12 protein-coding genes are annotated in these 19,042 nt (G+C 66.3%); 4 read left to right on the forward strand and 8 right to left on the reverse strand.

The window, feature by feature from the left end; genetic code table 11:
• Positions 1-171: 171 nt before the first annotated feature.
• Entirely contained in the window at positions 172-300 is a 129-nt protein-coding gene (locus ACR9ZC_RS20645; protein WP_481581734.1) for a hypothetical protein, read from the reverse strand.
• On the opposite strand from ACR9ZC_RS20645, the gene ACR9ZC_RS20650 reads away from it, so the two are divergent.
• Positions 299-1,558, forward strand: coding sequence for an EAL domain-containing protein (locus ACR9ZC_RS20650; RefSeq protein WP_481581735.1), 1,260 nt, complete (start codon positions 299-301; stop codon positions 1,556-1,558). The two genes, ACR9ZC_RS20645 and ACR9ZC_RS20650, sit on opposite strands and share 2 nt — an antisense overlap.
• Before the next feature lie 62 nt (positions 1,559-1,620).
• Here ACR9ZC_RS20650 and arfB read toward each other — a convergent pair whose 3' ends face one another.
• From arfB to recC, 4 genes are all read right to left on the reverse strand, one after another.
• Positions 1,621-2,025: an alternative ribosome rescue aminoacyl-tRNA hydrolase ArfB gene (gene arfB, locus ACR9ZC_RS20655; protein WP_481581736.1), complete on the reverse strand. Its 405-nt coding sequence runs from the start codon at positions 2,023-2,025 to the stop codon at positions 1,621-1,623.
• A 118-nt stretch (positions 2,026-2,143) separates the two neighbouring features.
• On the reverse strand, positions 2,144-4,276 hold the full coding sequence (locus tag ACR9ZC_RS20660; protein WP_481581737.1) for an AAA family ATPase: 2,133 nt from the start codon (positions 4,274-4,276) through the stop codon (positions 2,144-2,146).
• Complete coding sequence (gene recB / locus ACR9ZC_RS20665) at positions 4,273-8,061, reverse strand: exodeoxyribonuclease V subunit beta (RefSeq protein WP_481581738.1); 3,789 nt, start codon at positions 8,059-8,061, stop codon at positions 4,273-4,275. The genes ACR9ZC_RS20660 and recB overlap by 4 nt, the downstream gene beginning before the upstream one ends.
• Positions 8,058-11,453, reverse strand: a complete 3,396-nt coding sequence (recC, locus tag ACR9ZC_RS20670; RefSeq protein WP_481581739.1) for an exodeoxyribonuclease V subunit gamma — start codon at positions 11,451-11,453, stop codon at positions 8,058-8,060. The genes recB and recC overlap by 4 nt, the downstream gene beginning before the upstream one ends.
• A gap of 250 nt (positions 11,454-11,703) precedes the next feature.
• Here recC and ACR9ZC_RS20675 point away from each other — a divergent pair, with 250 nt between their 5' ends.
• Positions 11,704-13,977, forward strand: coding sequence for an FUSC family protein (locus ACR9ZC_RS20675; RefSeq protein WP_481581740.1), 2,274 nt, complete (start codon positions 11,704-11,706; stop codon positions 13,975-13,977).
• A 21-nt stretch (positions 13,978-13,998) separates the two neighbouring features.
• On the opposite strand, the gene ACR9ZC_RS20680 is transcribed toward ACR9ZC_RS20675, so the two are convergent.
• The 3 genes from ACR9ZC_RS20680 to ACR9ZC_RS20690 all read right to left on the reverse strand — a co-directional run bounded on the left by ACR9ZC_RS20680 (position 13,999) and on the right by ACR9ZC_RS20690 (position 15,551).
• Positions 13,999-14,202: a hypothetical protein gene (locus ACR9ZC_RS20680; RefSeq protein WP_440561079.1), complete on the reverse strand. Its 204-nt coding sequence runs from the start codon at positions 14,200-14,202 to the stop codon at positions 13,999-14,001.
• A gap of 134 nt (positions 14,203-14,336) precedes the next feature.
• Positions 14,337-14,981 carry an NAD(P)-dependent oxidoreductase gene (locus tag ACR9ZC_RS20685; RefSeq protein WP_481581741.1) on the reverse strand — a complete coding sequence of 215 codons (645 nt, stop codon included), beginning with the start codon at positions 14,979-14,981 and terminating at the stop codon, positions 14,337-14,339.
• 117 nt (positions 14,982-15,098) lie between these two features.
• Complete coding sequence (locus ACR9ZC_RS20690; RefSeq protein WP_331573378.1) at positions 15,099-15,551, reverse strand: Rrf2 family transcriptional regulator; 453 nt, start codon at positions 15,549-15,551, stop codon at positions 15,099-15,101.
• Between the two features lie 188 nt (positions 15,552-15,739).
• Between ACR9ZC_RS20690 and ACR9ZC_RS20695 the strand changes: the two genes are divergently transcribed.
• Both ACR9ZC_RS20695 and ACR9ZC_RS20700 read left to right on the forward strand, forming a co-directional pair.
• Entirely contained in the window at positions 15,740-16,321 is a 582-nt protein-coding gene (locus ACR9ZC_RS20695; protein ID WP_481581742.1) for a DJ-1/PfpI family protein, read from the forward strand.
• 392 nt (positions 16,322-16,713) lie between these two features.
• Positions 16,714-19,002 carry a nitric-oxide reductase large subunit gene (locus ACR9ZC_RS20700; RefSeq protein WP_481581743.1) on the forward strand — a complete coding sequence of 763 codons (2,289 nt, stop codon included), beginning with the start codon at positions 16,714-16,716 and terminating at the stop codon, positions 19,000-19,002.
• Positions 19,003-19,042 lie beyond the last annotated feature (40 nt).

Raw genomic sequence — 19,042 nt, forward strand, 5'->3', positions numbered from 1 at the left:
ACAGCACGCCGAATCCAGCCCGGCCTGCGCAAGTTCCGCGCCACCGTACCCGATCGAACATAACGCGATCCCAGCAGCGACTTACGCTGAACTCCATCGCCTCATGCGTTCGTTTGCTACACTGGGCTCCCTTCATATGATCACGATCAGGCATGGTTCGCACTCCCGCTCTCAGCGCTCCGTGCCTTCACCGCGAAAAAGCGCGACCCACCCGTTCGGCCGGCTCGCACGTCGCCCAAGCGGCGCGAGCGCGCACTCGCGCATCAGCCAGGCGCTCGCCATGGCGTCGAAGCGTGTCATGACGCTAACGGACGTCCTACCCCTCTTGGCCCGGGACGACACGGGCTGGTACATCGATTACCGCGGCATTCGACTGCGCAGCGCATTCCAGCCGGTCGTCTCGATCACGCACAAACGCGTCGTGGGCTTCGAGGCGCTGTTGCGCGCCACGAACGCAGCCGGAGAGGCGATTGCCCCGGAAACGGTCTTTGCCCGTGCGCCCGGCAAAACCGTCGCGGTCGCACTCGAGCGCCTCACGCGCTGCGTGCATTTCGCCAATTTCGCGGAGGCGGGGCTCGACAAGGGCTGGCTCTTCGTCAATGCGCTGCCGCGCCTTTTCAAGACCGGGTGGCCCTATAGCTCGTACGTCGACGAGCTCTGCGCGCATTTCGGACTGCCTCACTCACGCATCGTCATCGAGTTGCTGGAGGAGCCGGCCGCCGACGAAGCGCATTTCGAGCACACCGTTGAGGCACTGCGCAGACGCGATCTGATGATTGCAATCGACGATTTCGGTACCGGCTTTTCGAACTTTGACCGCATCTGGCGCGTGCGGCCCGATCTCGTCAAGCTCGATCGCTCGCTCGTTGCGCGCATGGCCATGCCGGGCGCCGATCCTCAGTTCGCGACCCAGCTCGTGACGATGCTGCATCGCGCCGGCGCGATGGTGCTGGGCGAAGGCGTCGAAACCGACGAGGAACTGATGACGCTCATGGAGGCCGACGTCGATTTCATCCAGGGTTTCTGGCTCGGGCAGCCCGATACGTCGCCGAGCGTCGCCGCGGCGCAAGCACCGGCGCTCGTCGAAGCGATGTGGGCGCGGTTTCACACGCGCGAGGGCAGCCGGCCGCACGGCTCAATCGACCTGAGGCACTTCGAGCACGCGGTACTCGAGGGCGCGCAAGCCTACGAGCGCGCGGGCAATCTTGCGCTGGCAGCCGATCAGACGTTGGCGCAGCCGTTCGCCAAGCGCGTGTTTCTCCTCGACGAGTACGGCAATCAGCATGAACCTTCGATCACGCGCGATCCGGCGCCCGAGAGCGAGCGACTCTCGCCCCTCTTTCCCGACGCCGGTAGCAACTGGTCGCGCCGCGCCTACTTCAAGCGCGCCCTCGCAGCGCCGGGGCGTGTGGCCGTCATGGGCCCTCATTACTCCCTCACCGACGGCAAGGATTGCTACACGGCAGCTGTCACCGTCGAGTTCGCTTCGCGCCGGCTCGTATTCTGCGCGGACTTCCTGCTCGATACATCGATGCCGGAGCCGCCTCGCGGCCAGTAGGCGCGAGAGCTACGCCAATCGCCGCGTCTGCGCTTCGGGCCTTGCGGCCCGCACCTTCAGTTTCAGTCGGTCACGCGTCCACGCCCGGCCTTGATATCGCCCCGGCGCGCCTTGCTGTCGAGCCGCCGCAGCTTCGCCGCGCGCGTCGGTTTCGTGGGAACGCGAGCGCGGGGAGTCAGACTGACCGCCGCAATGAGTTCGTTCAGACGCGCGAGCGCCGCCGTGCGATTCATTTCCTGCGTGCGGTATTCCTGCGCCTTGATGATAACGACGCCTTCGCGCGTGATCCGGTGATCGGCGAGCGCGAGGAGCCTCATCTTGATCGGCTCCGGCAGTGACGAGGCACGGATATCGAACCGCAGGTGGATCGCGCTCGACACCTTGTTGACGTTCTGGCCGCCCGCGCCTTGCGCGCGCACGGCGGTGAGTTCGACCTCGGCGAGCGATACGGTATAGCGAAAAGTCATGATGCAACGGTAGCGGGACAGACGCATCGGCGCAAGCCGTCCATACGGCATAACCCGTCACGAAGACGCGGGTGCCAGGGGCTGCCGAACCGTTGCGGCGCATCGCGCATCCCCGCCCTCACCCGTTATCCCTCGTCCGCATCGCTTCGGCCATGCGCGCAGCGAGCCCCGAATCGCGGGCGCCGGCCATCGCGATCGCATCGGCCAGCACCGCGCGCGCGCCGACGAGGCGTACCGACACTCGTGCACGCGTGACCGCCGTATAGACGAGTTCGCGTGACAGCACGCGGCTCGCGGACGCCGGCAGCACGAGCGCGGCCTGGTCGAATTCGGAACCCTGCGATTTATGCACCGTCAGGGCGAACGCGGTGTCGCACGGCGGCAAGGCCGCGGGCGATACCGCACGAAAACCGCCGTCGGCCGTGCGGAAGTACACGCGCAGCACGCCGCCCTCGCCGGGCAGCGTCACGCCGATGTCGCCGTTGAAGAGGCCAAGCGCGTAGTCGTTGCGCGCGATCATGATCGGACGGCCGGCGAACCACGCGGCACCCGGCGCGAGCGGCACGCGCGCGGCACGCCGTACGTGCGCTGCCATCAGCGTATTGAGCGCATCCACCCCGCGGGCGCCCACGCGCGTCGCACAGAGGATGCGGTAGGCGTTGAGCGCTTCGAAAAGCGGCTCGGGGTCCGGTTTCGCCTCGTCGAGCGCGTGGACGAGCGCCGCGATATAGCGCTCGAAACCCTGTGCGAGCCGCTCGACCGTCTGTGCGGCGAGTATCGTTCCACTATCCTCATCGAGCGTCGCGGCGGCGGGCGCCCTGGCGCTCGGAGCCTCGACCGGCGACAGCGACGCAAGCGCCGCGGCGACATCGCCGCGGCGGATCGCCAGCGACAGACGTCCCACGGGAGAATCGAGCCCGAAGCGGTAATTGCGCTCGAGCCAGATGACACAATCGACCAGCGGCGGCCCGTCGGGCGGCAACGCATCATCCGCCTCGCGGACCGCGGCGGACCGGATCGGGTCAGCCGGCTCCGCTCTTGCAGCGGCGGCACGAATCTCGTAGTCCAGGTACGGGTCCGCGGGAAGCTCCCACGGCGCTGCCCAATCGAGCGCCAACTCGTCGTCCCTCGACAGAAACGCATCGTCGTCGAGCGACCCGGCCGTCTCGTCGGCCTCGGTCGACATCGCCGCGATATCGGCCGCCTGCGGCCCCGTCGCGGGCAGCGCCCGGCCCACTGACACGAGATCCGCCCCGGTCGCGCGAGCAATGCGCGCAATACCCGCCTCGCTGAACGCCGGCGCCGCGCTCAGCTCCGCGAACACGGCGCCCGCCTCGACCGCCGCAAGTTGATCCTTGTCGCCGAGCAATATGAGGCGCGTTTGCGGCGCGAGCGCGTCGAACAACTGCGCGGCCATCGCCACATCGATCATCGATGCCTCGTCGACCACGAGCACATCGCAAGGCAACGGGTTGTCGCGGCGATAACGTGGCCGCACACCCTGCCCAACACCGAGCAAACGATGCAGCGTCTGTGCACGCGCGGGCAGCCGCTCGCCGATGCCGGGCGGCAAGCTCGCCGCGCGCGCCGCGAGCGCTTCCTGCATGCGCTGCGCCGCCTTGCCCGTTGGCGCGGCGAGCGCAATCGACAGCGTCGGATCCATATCGACGAGACAGGCGAGCATGCCGACGACGGTCGTCGTCTTGCCGGTGCCGGGGCCGCCGCTCACCACCGTCAGGCGGCCCGCGAGCGCCAGCGCGGCCGCCGCGCGCTGCCAGTCGATTTCGCCGCCGCCGGCGGGACCGAAGTAACGCGTGAGGCTTGCGGCGAGCGCCGATTCGTCGAGTTGCGGATTGGAATGGCGCGCATGCGCCACGATCGAAGCGCCGAGCCTGCGCTCGTAATCGAAGTAGCGGGCGAGATAAAGCCGTGCGGCTCGATCGACGACGAGCGGCCTCAACGCATCGGCCTCGTCGTCGCCATCCGAGACGATACGGCTCGCGGCGAGCGCGGCACGTACTTCGGCAAGCGTCGCGCCGTATCGGTGCGCCAGGCGGGCGAGCGGCAAACACACATGGCCGGCCTGCGTCGCGCGGCTTGCCGCAAATGCGGCGCGACGCGCCCATCTGACGCTCGACGGGTCCGCGCCGAGCCGTTCGGCGAGCGTGCCGATGCGGCGTGCGAAACCGACGGCAAGCGCCGTCGCGAAATCGGCCGGTGCGGCGATCGGGGCGCGTAAGGGGTCGCTCATGCGTTTCCTCCCGCGCCGAACAGCGTGTCGAGCGCTTCGATCAGCGCGCGCGCCGGCAAGCGCCGATACACGCCTGCCGGCAACTCCCCGTCGTGCCAACCGGCCCGTACGCCGCGCAAGAAGACATAAAGGTAGCCACCGATGTGCACGTCGTAGTCGTAGCCTCGCTTGCGCGTCTTCAGATAGCGATGCAGCGCGACCGTATAGAGCAGCGCCTGCAAATGGTAAGCGTGCGCCGTCATTGCCGCCTCGAGCGAGGCCGCACCGTAATCGCCGGGCTCGACACCGAGATGGTTCGATTTCCAATCGATGATCCAGTAACGCCCTTCATGCTCGACGATCATGTCGACGAATCCTTTGACGAAGCCGGTCAGCAAACCGGTTTCGAGCGCCACGTCGGGGTATCCGTGTGCGACGAGCAAGCGTCGCAGCACCGATGGATCGAGCGAGGGACACGCAAAGAGAAACGGCCATTCCACGAAGCGGCGTTCGGCGTCGAGCGATGCGAGGCTCAGGCCCGGCGCGAGCTCGCGGCTCGCCACCTCGGTCAGCATGCGGGCCATCATTGCCGGCATCCGGTGCGCCGTTTGCGCATCGGCCGGCACGGGGCGTTCCGCGAGCGCGCGCTGAATCGCTTGCGGCCAGCTTGCCGGCGCAGCGAAATCGGCCAACTCGAAAAGTCGGTGCAGACACTCGCCGGCCGCCGCGCCGCGCGGAAAATCGAGAATGTCGTCAGCGGCGACGGCAACCGCCGGGCGCGCCACGATCGCCGCAAACGGTTCAGCCGGCTCGGCGTCCGACGCGGCTACCCCGGCATCGAAGGCCGCCGCCTGCGCATCGTGGTCCGGACGCGGCTCGTCTTCGACGGGACCTGGCATGCTGTGCGACACCCCCGACGCGAGCGAGCTGAAGCTCGCAATCCGCCAGGTCTCGTTCACCAACCTGCGGCTCGTGCGAGCCGCGAACCGCTGGCCTTGCGAGCTTTCGCGCTCGAGCGGCGCACGCCCGCCAAGCACCGGCAGCGGTTCCAGTGAAATGGGTCCGTGAGCCAGTGCTTCCCACCGTTGAGTCGTGACCGTGTCATCCGGTGGCTCCCGGTACCAATCGTCGAAACTTGCGCATTCGCCATCGCCGGCAACGAACCAATTGAGTACGCTACGACGCGATTCCTTCGTCGAGCGCGACGACAGATAGGGCCCTGCGACGAGGTAGCAACGGTACACCGCGCGGGTCAGCGCGACGTAGATCAGGCGGGCGCGTTCCGCGGCTTCTTCCCGCCGTGCCTCGAGCTCGGCGCGCTCGAGGTCGTCGCCCTCGCAGCCAAAGTGCAGCACCGTCGCCGTACCACCAGCTTGCTCTTCATGGTATTCGCAGGCGTCGGTCAAGCCGCCGCCCGAGGAAGGTTGCATCGCACCGTCGTTGAGAAACGGGCAGAAGACGAGCGCGTATTCCAGCCCTTTCGACTTGTGGACCGTCACGATCTGCACGAGATCGCGGTCGGATTCCAGCCGCAGTTGCGCATCGTCTCCCCCGCCCTGATCCCGCTGCGCGGCCAGCCAGCGCAATGTCGGCGCAATACCGGGATGCACCGCCGTCTGCGCGGCAACGAGCTCCGCCAGATGATTGACGTCGGTCAGCCGGCGCTCGCCGTCGCGGCCGGCGATGAGCCGCCGGCCAACCCCGAGTTCGCGCATCAGCGTCCGCCACATCGTCGCAAAGCCTCGCTCGTGCCACAGCGATCGATAACGTGCAAAGCGCTCGGCCCAGGCCGTCGCGTCATCGGCATGGGTTGCCGTCGCCGCGTCGGCCAGCGCTTCGAGCGAGGCCAGCGCGACCGCGTCGAGGCCGAACCAATCGGCTGCCAGCGCCGCGCGCAGCCGACGCAGATCGCCCGGCATGTCGATCGCGAGCAGCACGCGTTCGAGTTGCGCGGCATCGATCGTCGCGAAAACCGACGCCTGCGCGAGCTCGACGCTGCCGATACCCCAGCCGGCCAGCACGCGTTTGACGAGGCTGCCCTGCCGGTGCGTGCGCACGAGCACCGCGATGTCGGCCGGCGCGAGCGGTCTGTCGCCGAGCGTCACCGATCCCTCGCGCGCAGCGCGCAAGAGCCGTGCGATCTCGGCCGCGCTCGCCTCGGCCGCCTGCCGTTGCGCGTCGCGCTTGGTAAGCGTGGCCTCGCCGGACGGCAGCATCCATAAGCGCAGCGCGTCGACCTCGCCCGTGGCGGCACCGTCGACGAACGGCGCACGTTCGCGCGTGCCGGCGCGCACAGGCAGATAGTCGAGCCCGTCGAGCACGAACGCGCGCGGATTCGCGCTGAAGATGCGGTTGCAGGCATCGACGAGCGGCGCCGTGGAGCGCTGATTGACCGCCAGCGTGTAGCGCGAGCTCGCCGCGGCGCGCGCGGCAAGGTAGGTATGCAGATCGGCCGCGCGAAAACTGTAGATCGCCTGCTTCGGATCGCCGACCAGAAAGACCGGTGCCGGCCCGCTCGGACCGCGCGCGAAAATTCGCTCGAAGATGGCGAACTGCAGCGGATCGGTATCCTGGAATTCGTCGATCAGTGCGGCCGGATAGCGCGCGCGTAGCACCTGCGCCAGCCATGGGTGGGCGACGAGCGCATCGTGCAGATTCGACAGCAGATCGTCGAACGAAACGACGCGCCGCGAGCGCTTGGCCGCGGCGAGCGTGGCCGGCCCCGTCTCCAGCCATTCGGCGACGAGTGCGAGCCAACGCCGGCGATGGGCTGCCTCGGCGGCATCGACGGCGGCCGCGAGCGCGTCGGCCAGCGCGAAGAACGGATGGGTCGGCGCGACGAACTTGGCCTTCGTCGCTTTCTCGAGCGCGGACGCCGTCAGCTTCAACGCGGCACGTGGCGGCGCCGCGTGGCAGTCGCCCTCCGCGAAATAGCGAGCCCATGCGTCGAGCGCGGCCGCCACCGCCTCGGGCTTGTGTGTCGTGCGGGAGAGCGCGGCTTGCGCGTCGTCGAGCAGTTGCACGATGCGCTCGCGCTCCTCGCTCCATAGCGCGCATGCCTCGTCGAATCCAGCTTGCATCCGCCGCTCGTCGGCGTCGGCGGCCGCGTCCGTCGAGGCCATGGAGCCGCCGAGCGGGCCGAACCGCATGATCGCAAGCGGCTTCTTGAGCCGCCGCGTCAGCTGTGCATCGAGCACCTGTGGACCCGCGCCATGCGCGACGAGCCACGCGGCGAACGCCGGATGCGCCGCGGCGACGGGCTCGATCCGCGTGCGCCAGAACCGGGCCGCCAGTTCGAATCGCAGGCCGGTATCGTCGCCTTCCAGTTCGAGAGCGAACGGCATCGCGGCCGCGAATGGCGCCTCTTGCAACGCGCGCTGGCAAAACGCGTGAATCGTATGGATGGCGGCCTGATCGAAAGTCGACAGCGCGCGCCGAATGCGCCTGCCGGCCTGCTCGAGCGCGGCTGCGTCCGCATCGGCCAACACTGTCTCGAAAAGGCGAGCGACGAACGCGTCGCCGCCCGGTTCGCCCGTTTCGATTGCGCGTGCCAGTTCGGCCAAACGTGTCCGGATGCGCTCGTGCAATTCGGCTGTCGCCGCCTTCGTGAACGTGACGACGAGAATCTGGTCGGCGTTCAAGTCGCGTTCGAGCAAAAGCCGTACATAGAGCGCGCAAATATTCCAGGTCTTCCCGGTACCGGCCGACGCTTCGATTTGATTGATGCCGCTGAGCGGGCACGTGAAGACGTCGAGCTCGGCGGTCGGCGACACGACGGGACCGGCTACTACCGATGCGCCGCTCATGCCGCGACTCCTTCGAGGTGCTTCAAGAGCGGCTCGAACACGAGACGCGCGAGTGCGGCGAACGGTTCGTCGAGCGTCAATGCCGTACCGCGCCAGGCGATCTCGAGTGCGGGATCGTCCGATTCTCCGCGTACGCGATCGCTGATCCAGACGCCGAGCGCTTGTGCCTCGCTGCCCGTCATCCTCGCCCACGCGCTCTTCGGAAAGAAGCGCAGCGGCGCGCGGCGCCCGGCGGCAAAGAGGGCAACGAGCGGCGCGAGCATTTCGTTCGGCGCCGCCACGGGCGCGAAGGAAAAGCGCTCGCCGAGGCCTTGCCACGTCGTGCGGCGGGGCCCATCGGGCTGTGCCGCGCAATACACCAGATGCGCGAGCCACGCGCCGAGGTAATCGCGCGCACCGGGGCGCGCATAACGGTAGAGCACGAGCCCATTGCTCGTCACGTTCTCGAGCACGCCATGCAACTCGAGAGGCCCTGCGTCGCCGAGCCCATGCGCGAGCGCCGCATCGTGCTCGCCGAAAACCGCAATACCGTGGGTGTCGGGCCAGCGCGGCGTCACCTCCACGACGAACGACAAGCGCGCCGCGCCAACGGCCAGTTGCGCGCGCACATCGCCGGCCAGACGTGTCAACGCCGCGAGCTCGCGGTGCTTCATGACGTCCCCCGTGGCGCCCACCGGCAACTCGGGACTCGCCTCGGCGATACGCGCCGCGCGCGCGCGCATGGCGTCGTCGCCGTGTGCGATGAGGCGCGGCAGCAAACGCTCGGCGAGCGCATCTCGGGCCGCGTAATCGAGTTCGAACGGCTCGGTGTCGCCAAGCTCGCCGTCGGCGGCTTCGAGCACGATGCCCAGCCGCTCGCGCAGCAACTCGCGCGCCGGGTGTCGCCAGAATCGCGCGAAGTCGGCGAACGCGATCGGTCCGAGGGGCTCGGGTGCCAGCGGCATAGAGAAGAATGGCCGCACCGGTGCTGCCTCGCCGGCCGCGAGCCGCTCGGCCAGTTGCGCACGCTCTCGATCGTAGGTGAACAAGCCCGTCGCTGGCTCGAAGTACGCCCGCGAGAACGGTTGCAACGGATGCTCGACGATGAATGTATCGCGCGCGGCCTGCGTCTGCGCAGGGGTGGCATCGGCGCCGGCCTGCACGCGCGCCAGATGATCGAGCAGCTCGTCGACGAGCGCGGCCGGCGGCAGCGGCGCGTTATCGCGAATGCTGCGGCCGGTATAGGTGATGACGAACCGCTCGCGCGCCGCCAGCAATAGATCGAGAAACAGGTTGCGTTCGTCGGCGCGCCGCTGCCGGTCGCCCAACGCTGGCCGCGCGGCCATCAGGTCGAACTCGTCGGCACGCGAGTGTGAAGGCAGCACGCCGTCGTCCATGCCGATCAGGCAGACGACGCGGTAAGGCAACCCGCGCAGGCTCGTCAGCGACGAAAACGTCACGCCGCCCCCGGGCACGCCACCGTACGCCCCGTCGTCGAGCGCCGCGCTGAGCGCCGCGCGCACGACGTCCGCGGGTATGCGTGCGTCGCCGGCGCTTTCGCGCATCGCATCGAGCGTCGCATCGACGGCATCGCGCACGGCGGCAATCGAATCGGAAAACCCCGGCCCCGCATCGAAAAAGCGCTGCAATGCCTGCTCGAGCAGCGCAGTCCAGGCTTCGCAGCTGCCGGCCTCGGACGCGCGCGCGATGAACTGCTCGATATCGTCGACGAAACGCGCGAGTCGGCCGAGCAACTCTGCTTCGGCACCCGCCGCGCCGGGTACCGGCAACCAGGCGTCGACGGGCTCGCCGCCATCCGGCATCGCGTAGCCGAGGAACAACCGCATGAGCGCATCGGCGAACGTATGGCGTTCCGGCGGCACATCGGGATCCGTCGGCATGGCCGGCGCGAGCCCGCGGCGTGCGCCGGCCGCCGCGAGCCAGGCCTGCGCGGTGTCGAGCGCCCCCGCATCGATGCGGTATCGCGCGGCGAGCGCGTCGACGCGTAACCACTCGACGAGCTCGGGCGCCGTCACGTTTCGATCGGCACGCGCCAGCCAATCGAGCAGCACACGCGCGACCGGGTTGGCCTGCGACGCCGGCAGGCCCGTGATGCGATAAGGAATGCGGCGGCGCTCGTCGGCGGGCGCGGTACCGAACACGGCGTCGATGAGCGGTGCGGCGGCGACCAGATCGGGGCACGCAACGAGCACGTCGGCCGGCTCGAGCTCAGCCGAGGCGCCGGTGCCGCCCTGCGTATCGCGACCGCCGTTGAACCAGTCCAGCAGCCGGTCGTGCAGCACCTCGAGCTGGCGCGAGAGACTGTGGCACACGTGCACTTCGATGCCACGCTCGGGGGGCGGCTCGGGCGTCTCCGGCACGAGATCGAGCATGGCATTTTGCAGCTTCGCGAGCCAACTCGCCTGCGGATTCGGGACGAACCGGGTCGCTTCCGCCGATGCCGCGCCTTCGGTCAGCTCGTGCAGCAAGTGCAGTTGCGCCTGCGTTTGCCGTCCCCACTCCGCCAGCAGAGGATGGCCGACCTCGTGAAAATCGAGTGTGCCTGCCGCTTCGAGCGCGACCGCCCTGCCTTCGCTCACGATGTCGAACCAGAACTGGCGGCACGGGTTCACTACGTAAAGCCGCACGTCGATCCAGTGCGACAGCTCGCGCAGCAACGCGATATGAAGCGGCGCGATGGTCGGCAGCGCGACCACGCTGACCGAGGCCGGCCAGCGGGCGCGCATGACCGCGTCGAGATCGAGCTTGCGCGCCACTTCCAGAAAACGATGCGCGGGCGGCGATGCCTGTTCGAGCGCGCGAGGGTCGTCCGTGCCGGCAAGCTCGGCCAGCACCGCCCGCCAAAGTGCCGCCTGCCAACTCTCGTCCTCGCGCAACGAGCCGGCCAGGCTGCCCGCGGGGGCAGGCGCGTCGGCATCGAAGATGGACTGGCCGCGCTGCCAGCGCGCGAGCCACTCGGGGCGATAAGTGAGGTAATGATCGAAGAGCGTCGCGACCCGGCGTGCAAGTTCATAGCGCATGGGCTCGTCGGCCCCCGCGAGATATGCGGCAAGCCGCGGCGATGCTCGCCACGCCTGCGCGAGCTTGCCCTCGCGCGCGCCGAAGAGCCGATAACAGCGCCATTGCAGCCGCTCCACCGCAAGCGGCGAATGCACGGGCACATCCATCGCGCGCCCGATCTGCATCCATAGCCACTGGGCCAGATAGCTGAAATTGACGTTCGCGCAGATCCCGCGCCGCCTGGCGAGCTCGAGTTCGATATGCCTGCGTACAGCGGCGCTCGGCACGATGAGTTCCTCGCTGGACCAGGGATCGGCCGGCATGGCCGAGAGGTCTTCGCTGAGTGCGTCGACGAGCGTCTCGTAGCGATTGGAATAAAGGAGCTGAAGCATGGACCCCGCGAAGCCGGCCGTACGCGTTTTTCGAACGCGTACGGACAGCGCTTAAAGGCGCGTTTCGGCGCAAAGCATGAGGATAGCAAACGCGAGCGCCGCCTCGCCTCTTTCACCGCAAGCGGGAACCACGCAGGTACCGTGGCGGCCGTTTCCAGTGGCGGGCGCGCAGCCAAATACGTTAGACTCGACGCGGGCTCAAGCTCCAACCTTCCGGTAACCGGCTCATCCGCTGCCAGCTCCCACATCGATGCGATATTCGATAGAAATCAAGAAGTTCCTCTACAGTCAGTATTTCTTCGGTGGACTGCGCATGGCGATCGGCGTCTCGCTGCCCGCCGTGCTTTGCCTGATCGTCTTTCGCAATACCGAGCTCGGCTTCACCATCGCGACGGGTGCGCTCGGGGCCTGCGTCGTCGACATGCCCGGGCCGCTCAAGTACAAGCACAACGAGATGTTGACCTGCAGCGTGCTCGGCTTCGTTGCCGCGCTCGCAACGGGACTCGCTACGTTCAACGTCTTCGCGCTCGGTGCCACTGTCGCCGCGCTCACGTTCGCGCTATCGCTGACCGTCGCTTATGGCAATCGCTGGCCGCAGATCGGCTTCGCGACGCTTTTCATGATGGTCGTCACGCTCGAAGAGCACTTGAGCCCGCTCGCCGCACTGACCAATGCCGCGTGGATTCTCGCGGGCGGCCTCTGGTACACGTACTGGGCCACCCTCGTGCTGCAATGGCAGGCGTATCGGGTCGAAAAGCAGGCGCTCGCCGAAAGCGTCTTCGCCTGTGCCGAATATCTGCTCGCGCGCGCCGCGTTCTACGATGTCGATGCCGATCTCGATGTCTGCTACAGCAATCTCGTCGAAAAGCAGATCGCGGCCGTCGAGCTCCAGGACGCCGCGCGCGCCATCGTGCTGCGCAACCTGCCGAAGCTGCGCCGCGGCAAGCTCGACAGAAGGCGCGTCACGCTTTTCAATCTGTTCATCAACGTCGTCGATCTGCATGAACTCTTCGTAGGCGCGCATACCGACTACCCGCTATTGCGCCGCACTTTCGGCAATGCCGATCTCATGCTGTTCTACCGCGATCTGATCCGCAAAGCGGCGTTCGATCTCGACGAGATCGGCCTTGCCGTGCTGCAAAATCGCGTTTCCGAATCGCGCATCAGCGTGAAGGCCGAGCTGCGGGCGATCGAGTACGAACTCGAGTTGCAGCGCAAGGAAGGCCAGGCGCAGCGTCAGGCGGAGGCCTACGCGGCCGCATCGGCTTCGTTCAGGCGCATCTGGAGCGGCATCCGGCTCATCGACAAGATGAAAAAAAGCCTCGCGGACGATTCGCCGACGGTTCGCACCGAACTGCGCCTCGATCCGAGCCTGACGCGTTTTCTCTCCGGCAGGCGCGTACCGTTGCGGCAGATCTTCTCGAACCTGACGATGGCCTCGCCGAGCTTTCGCCATGCCTTGCGCGTGACGATCGCCGTCGCCCTGGGCTTCGCGCTGGGCCGGGTGCTGCCGCTCACGAACGCCTACTGGATCGTGATGACCACACTGATCATCATGAAGCCCGGCTATTCGCTCACGAAGCAGCGCAATCAGCAGCGTATCGTCGGTACGGCCATCGGCTGCGCGGTCAGCATCGCGCTGATCTTGCTGGTCCACTCGCCGCACGTACTGCTAGCGGTAATGTTTGCGTCGATGGTCATGAGCTACAGCCTGCTGCTTTTCAATTACACGGCGAGCGTCGTATTCACGTCCGCGTACGTGCTGCTGCTCTTTCATCTGCTGGCGCCGGGCAGCCTGCATATCATCGGCGAGCGCGCGATCGATACCGTCGTCGGCTGCGCGCTGGCGATTGCGGCGAGCCGCTTGTTTCCATACTGGGAGTATCGCGACATAGGCAAGCTCGTGACGGAGTTGCTCGCCACTTCGCGTCAACATCTCGAGGCGGCTTGGTGGTGGGGCGGCCAGCCAGGCGAGCCAGCGGGAGCCGCGGCGGCGGGCACGAACGCCGCCGTCGCAGCGGAGCGCGGCGCGCCGGCCGACCGCGATTTTCGTTATCGGCTTGCGCGCAAGAACGCGCACATCGCGTTTGCCAACTTGGCGCAAGCGTTGCGGCGCATGCTGATCGAGCCGGAAGCCCATCGCAAGTTCGTGCCCGAACTCAACGATCTGCTCGTGCAAGCCCATGCGCTGGCCGCGCAAATCACGGCAGCCGTGCCGCTCATACGCGGCGTTGCGGACAAGGAATCGGAGCGCCCGCTGGCGCTGCAGCGCACGCTCTCGGTCGTACGGGAAAATCTTGCCAACGCGCATGCGGCCGATGCGCCCAGTGCCGAGCCGGCGGAAACGACGAAGCAGCTCACGCGTGAGCTCGATGCCATGGTGACCGACGCCGAACGCTCGGGCCAGCATGCGAACGATTTCGTGCAGGAACTCAAGATGCTTGCGTTGCAAGCGAAACAGATGCTTGCCGCATCGTTTTTGATCCGCAAGGACGCGCGGACGATTCTGATATCGGAAGACTGAAAGCGTTTCGTTCCGCGCGAATTACTGCGAGGCGGGAACCGCGGCGGAGCCTGCGCGTACCGCGGCAGATGCCGGGACATCTTGCGCCGCACGCCGCTCGCGGTCGTACTCGAGTTTGCCCCGTATCGCGTTATAGAAAAGCGTGCCGATCACGATCAGCACGGCGACGACGATCAACACCGCGACGCGCACGGTCGGGTCGAGCTTCTTGCGAGGTTGGTTCACGATCCAATGCCGGAAAAAAATAGGGTTCGCGCAGGCCGGGGCACACCCCCGCCTACGCGGGCCGCATTCTACGCTTTTCAGCAAAAGACGGTGATCCGTATCGCGGCTTTCCCTGCGCTTACGTCCTCGCCCGCTTAGTAGGCCACCGTCGCGAGTTGCCGCGCAAACCGTGCGCCCTCGATTTCGTCGACGAACGCAATGGCGTAGTCCTCGGCCGAAATCGTGCTGTCGCCGTTCTCGTCCGCAATGAGCTTGTCCGTGCCAACCCGGAACGTGCCCTTGCGCTCGCCCGGCGCGATGATGGCCGCCGGTGCGAAAAAGGTCCAATCGATATCGGTCGCCGTCCGGTAAAACCCAAGCGCGTCGCGATGCGCGAGTGCATAGGCCTTGTACTGCGGGGGAAATCCGTCCGCATCGACGAGCTGCTTGCCAGGCGCCACTTCGAGCGAGCCCGCGCCGCCCACGGCTACGATCCGCTTGATGCCTGCCGCCCGAGCGATCGCCACCAGCGCCCGCGCGGCATCGACAACCTTGCCTGCATCGTCGTGCGGCGGGGCATACGCGCTTGCGATTACGTCGTGGCCCGCAACCGCGGCCGTCATCGCCGGCACATCGAAAACATCGCCCTGGCGCGCCGTGATGTGCGCGGCACCCTGCACACGTTCGGGATGTCGCGCAAACGCGCTGACCTCGTGGCCGCGCCGCGCCGCTTCGGCAGCGATTCGCGAGCCGATCATGCCCGTTGCGCCAAAAAGTGCGATCTTCAGATTCTTTTGCATCTTTGCTCTCCTTATTAGTAACTGCATTAGTTACACATTACCGCAAAAAAACGGCGGGTTGCGATCCCCGCCCGATTCGTGCTTTATCGATGGCCGACCGACGTCGGCTCGACTGCATTACCCCCGCCGCCGTTTTTGTTCTTCCTTTCGGTGCGCAGACAGCACGCCAGCCGTGACATCCGCCAGCGTGCGCGAAGCAAGCGATGCTTCGAGAGCCCGCTCGGCGGCGTCGACGACTTCGACGAGCACCGCTTGAATGTGTCTGCCGACCATGCAGTCGGGATTCGGCGTATCCCGATGCAAGCCGATCAACTTGCCGTCATCGACAGCGCGGTAGACATCGACCAGGGCGATGTCCTTCGGCTCGCGAGCAAGCAGCGCACCGCCGCCCGCCCCCAATTGCGCCGTGGTCAGCCCGGCTGCGGCCAGCATGGAAAGCAGGCGCCGGATCAACGCCGGATTCGTGTTCACGCTGCCCGCAATGATCTCCGACGAAAGCGGCACGCCCTCTTGCAGCGACAGCAACGCCAGCACGTGAACGGCGTAAGCGAAACGGCTGCTCGTATTCATTTCCCGCTTTTACTCCCGGTCCGGCGTCCGCGCCCCCAAATAATGTAACCATAATAATTACATTTTCTGTCGCGGGCAAGTACTCGAGGATACGTGCGCTGCTGCTGCTGCCGCCGCTGCGTCGATGAGCCGGAGTACACTTTGCCGTGCTCGTTCCGTCCCAACGTAGGTACCGACAGGAGAAAGCCATGGCAGCGAAGAAGATTCTCTTTTTGACCGGCGATTTTGCAGAGGACTACGAAACGATGGTGCCATTTCAGGCACTGCAAGCCGTCGGGCATACCGTGCACGCCGTATGCCCCGGCAAGCAGGCCGGGGACAAAGTGAAAACGGCGATCCATGACTTCGAAGGCGATCAGACCTATACCGAGAAACCCGGGCATCAGTTCACGCTCAACGCATCGTTCGACGAAATCGATGCGCATGAATACGACGCGCTCGCGATCGCGGGCGGTCGCGCACCCGAGTACTTGCGGCTCGATCGGAAGGTGATATCGCTCGTGCAGCAGTTCGCGAACGATAAAAAGCCGATTGCGGCGATTTGCCACGCGGCGCAACTGCTGGCGGCGGCCGACGTCATTCGGGGCAAGCGCATTTCGGCCTATCCGGCCTGCTCGCCCGAGGTTCGGCTGGCCGGCGGCGAGTACGCCGATATTCGCGTGGATGCGGCCGTCACCGACGCGCCGTTCGTCACGGCACCGGCGTGGCCCGCGCATCCCGAATGGTTGAGACAGTTCCTCGTTTTGCTGGGCACGCGTATCGAGCTGTAAACCCGCTCGGCGTTCACAGCGACCGGCGTTCCACGGGCGACACCGACATCGAGCCCCCGACAACGGGGGCTTTGCTCACACTCCAGCCTCCCCCTCCAAAGCGACGCGTTCCAGCGCCCGGACGCGGCGCGCTCCAGGCCACTTCATCGCCTGCACACCGGTACCTGCGGCGAAATAACGCGACACCCCCGCGCACCCCCGCAAACATCGACGTTCCCGGATGGCGAACGTGCAGACCACCCGCTTACCGACCGACACGAACCTTTACCTAGATCAAAAGGCGACTCTATGATGCCCGTTAACATGTATTTCAAATATATGTTTTAGCCACTGCAGACGGATCGACCCGCAGGCAATGGCATCCCTGCACTTCACCCTCCAGGAGAGAGGATATGCAATCGACACGACGCTTATGGAGATGGTTGGGCCTGGTCTGCCTGCTATCGTTCGCCGCTTTGCTTTGGCTCGGAAAAGAGATCTATCTGGCCGCCCCGCCGATTCCGAGCGCGGTTGTCGATCAGAGCGGTCAAGTGCTGTTCACCGGCGATCAAATCAAGCGCGGCCAGCAAGTATGGCTCGCGGCCGGAGGACAGCAACTCGGCACCGTCTGGGGCCACGGCAGCTACGTGGCGCCCGACTGGTCGGCCGACTGGCTCCATCGCGAAGCGCTGCAGTTGCGCGAGAACTGGGCCAAGCTGCAGTTCGAGCAGCCCTATGCCGCGCTGACGGACGATCGGCAGGGAACGCTCGACGCACGCCTGAAGCGCGAAATGCGCGCGAATCGCTATGACGCTTCGACCGGCCGCCTCACGCTGAGCAACGAGCGCGCGAGCGCCGTGCGCGACGTCGCGGCGCACTACGAAGCGTTGTTCGGCGACGACCCGTCGCTCGATGCGCTACGCGATCAATACGCGATGAATGCCGGTTCCGTCAGACGTGCCGACGATCAGGCGGCGCTTGCCTCGTTCTTCTTCTGGTCGGCCTGGTCGGCCACCACCGATCGCCCCGGACAAACGGGAATCACCTACACGAACAATTGGCCACACGAGCCGCTCGTCGACAACAACCCGACCGTTGCCAACGGCATGTGGTCCGTCGCCAGCGTGATCCTGCTGCTCGCGGGCATCGCCGGCATGATCTGGTACCACTCGGCACATAACGAAGGCGAAGCGTCTTTGGCGGCCCCCGCCAAGGATCCGCTCTTCAACGTCAAACCCACGCCGTCGATGAAGGCAACGAAGAAATACTTCTATGTCGTCATCGGCTTGCTGTTGACGCAAGTCGGCATGGGCGCGATCACCGCCCACTATGCGGTGGAAGGCCACAGCTTCTTCGGGCTGCCGCTTGCAGACGTATTGCCATGGGTCGCGAGCCGCACCATCCATACACAGTTCGGCGTGCTTTGGATCGCCACCGCCTGGCTCGCAACGGGCTTATACATCTCTCCGCTGCTCTCAGGGCACGAACCGAAGCTGCAAAAGCTCGGCGTCGACGTGCTGTTTTACGCGCTGCTCGTGATCGTAGTGGGGTCGACCGTCTGCGGCTGGCTCGGCACGCTACAGCATCGCGGCACCGATTACAGCTTCTGGATCGGCAATCAGGGGCTCGCCTACACGAGCATGGGCCGCGTCTGGCAGATCCTGCTGTTCGTCGGCCTGCTGTTCTGGCTCGTGCTGATGGGACGTGCATTGATGCCCGCGCTGAAGAACCGCGAAACGAACGGGCGCGGACTCATCGGCATGGTGTTCCTGTCGGCGGCTTGCATCGGTGCCTTTTATTCGACTTCGCTCGCCTGGGGCCAACACACGCATTACTCGATGATCGAGTACTGGAGGTGGTGGCTCGTGCACCTGTGGGTCGAAGGCTTCTTCGAAGTGTTCGCAACCGCCGTCATCGCGCTGATCTTCTCCAGACTGGGCCTCATCCGCATCGAAACGGCCAACCGCGCCATCGTGCTCGAGACGATCGTATTCCTGTTCGGCGGCATTCTGGGCACCTTGCACCACCTGTACTTCACCGGCGCATCGACGGCCGTCATCGCGGTGGGCTCGGTGTTCTCGGCCTTCGAAGTCGTACCGCTCGCGCTCATCGGCCTCGAAGGGTGGCAAACCTATCGCAAGACGCAGGCCGCACCGTGGGTCCAAACGTACAAGTGGGCGATCCTGTGCTTCGTCGCCGTGGGCGTATGGAACACCGTAGGCGCCGGGCTGCTCGGATTCTCGATCAACCCGCCGATTTCGCTCTATTACGTACAGGGGCTCAACATGACGCCCGCGCACGGCCATGCTGCCCTGTTCGGCGTCTATGGGATGCTGGGTATCGGGCTCATGCTGTTCTGCCTGCGCGGCCTGTCGCCCCGCGAAGCGTGGGACGACACGCTGCTCAAGCCGGCATTCTGGATGCTCAACATCGGCCTGTTCATGATGGTGTTCCTCTCCATCCTGCCCTCGGGCATCTACGAGGCGTGGGCCAGCGTCAGCAAGGGGCTCTGGTATGCGCGCTCACCCGAGATCGTGCACGCACCGATCATGCAGGCGCTCGTGTGGATCCGCGTCCCGGGCGACATCGTCTTCGCTGCCGGCGTGCTCTATTTGGGCTGGTTCGCGCTGCGTCTGCTGCGCCGCGTGCGGCCCGCACATCCGGCCGAGGCAGCCGTCGAACGCGCGGCCCATCGCGTCTGAGACGACGCGAGCACGCGCCCCACGCCCTGACGGCCGGATG

Source organism: Trinickia sp. HAY1-2D, assembly GCF_056754935.1.

Bases quoted from the DNA above. Each gene is read 5' to 3' on its own strand.
- ACR9ZC_RS20700 (WP_481581743.1), top strand. From the start codon at position 16,714: ATGCAATCGACACGACGCTTATGGAGATGGTTGGGCCTGGTCTGCCTG.
- arfB (WP_481581736.1), bottom strand. From the start codon at position 2,025: ATGACTTTTCGCTATACCGTATCGCTCGCCGAGGTCGAACTCACCGCC.
- ACR9ZC_RS20675 (WP_481581740.1), top strand. From the start codon at position 11,704: ATGCGATATTCGATAGAAATCAAGAAGTTCCTCTACAGTCAGTATTTC.
- ACR9ZC_RS20645 (WP_481581734.1), bottom strand. From the start codon at position 300: ATGACACGCTTCGACGCCATGGCGAGCGCCTGGCTGATGCGCGAGTGC.
- recC (WP_481581739.1), bottom strand. From the start codon at position 11,453: ATGCTTCAGCTCCTTTATTCCAATCGCTACGAGACGCTCGTCGACGCA.
- ACR9ZC_RS20695 (WP_481581742.1), top strand. From the start codon at position 15,740: ATGGCAGCGAAGAAGATTCTCTTTTTGACCGGCGATTTTGCAGAGGAC.
- recB (WP_481581738.1), bottom strand. From the start codon at position 8,061: ATGAGCGGCGCATCGGTAGTAGCCGGTCCCGTCGTGTCGCCGACCGCC.
- ACR9ZC_RS20685 (WP_481581741.1), bottom strand. From the start codon at position 14,981: ATGCAAAAGAATCTGAAGATCGCACTTTTTGGCGCAACGGGCATGATC.
- ACR9ZC_RS20690 (WP_331573378.1), bottom strand. From the start codon at position 15,551: ATGAATACGAGCAGCCGTTTCGCTTACGCCGTTCACGTGCTGGCGTTG.
- ACR9ZC_RS20650 (WP_481581735.1), top strand. From the start codon at position 299: ATGACGCTAACGGACGTCCTACCCCTCTTGGCCCGGGACGACACGGGC.
- ACR9ZC_RS20660 (WP_481581737.1), bottom strand. From the start codon at position 4,276: ATGAGCGACCCCTTACGCGCCCCGATCGCCGCACCGGCCGATTTCGCG.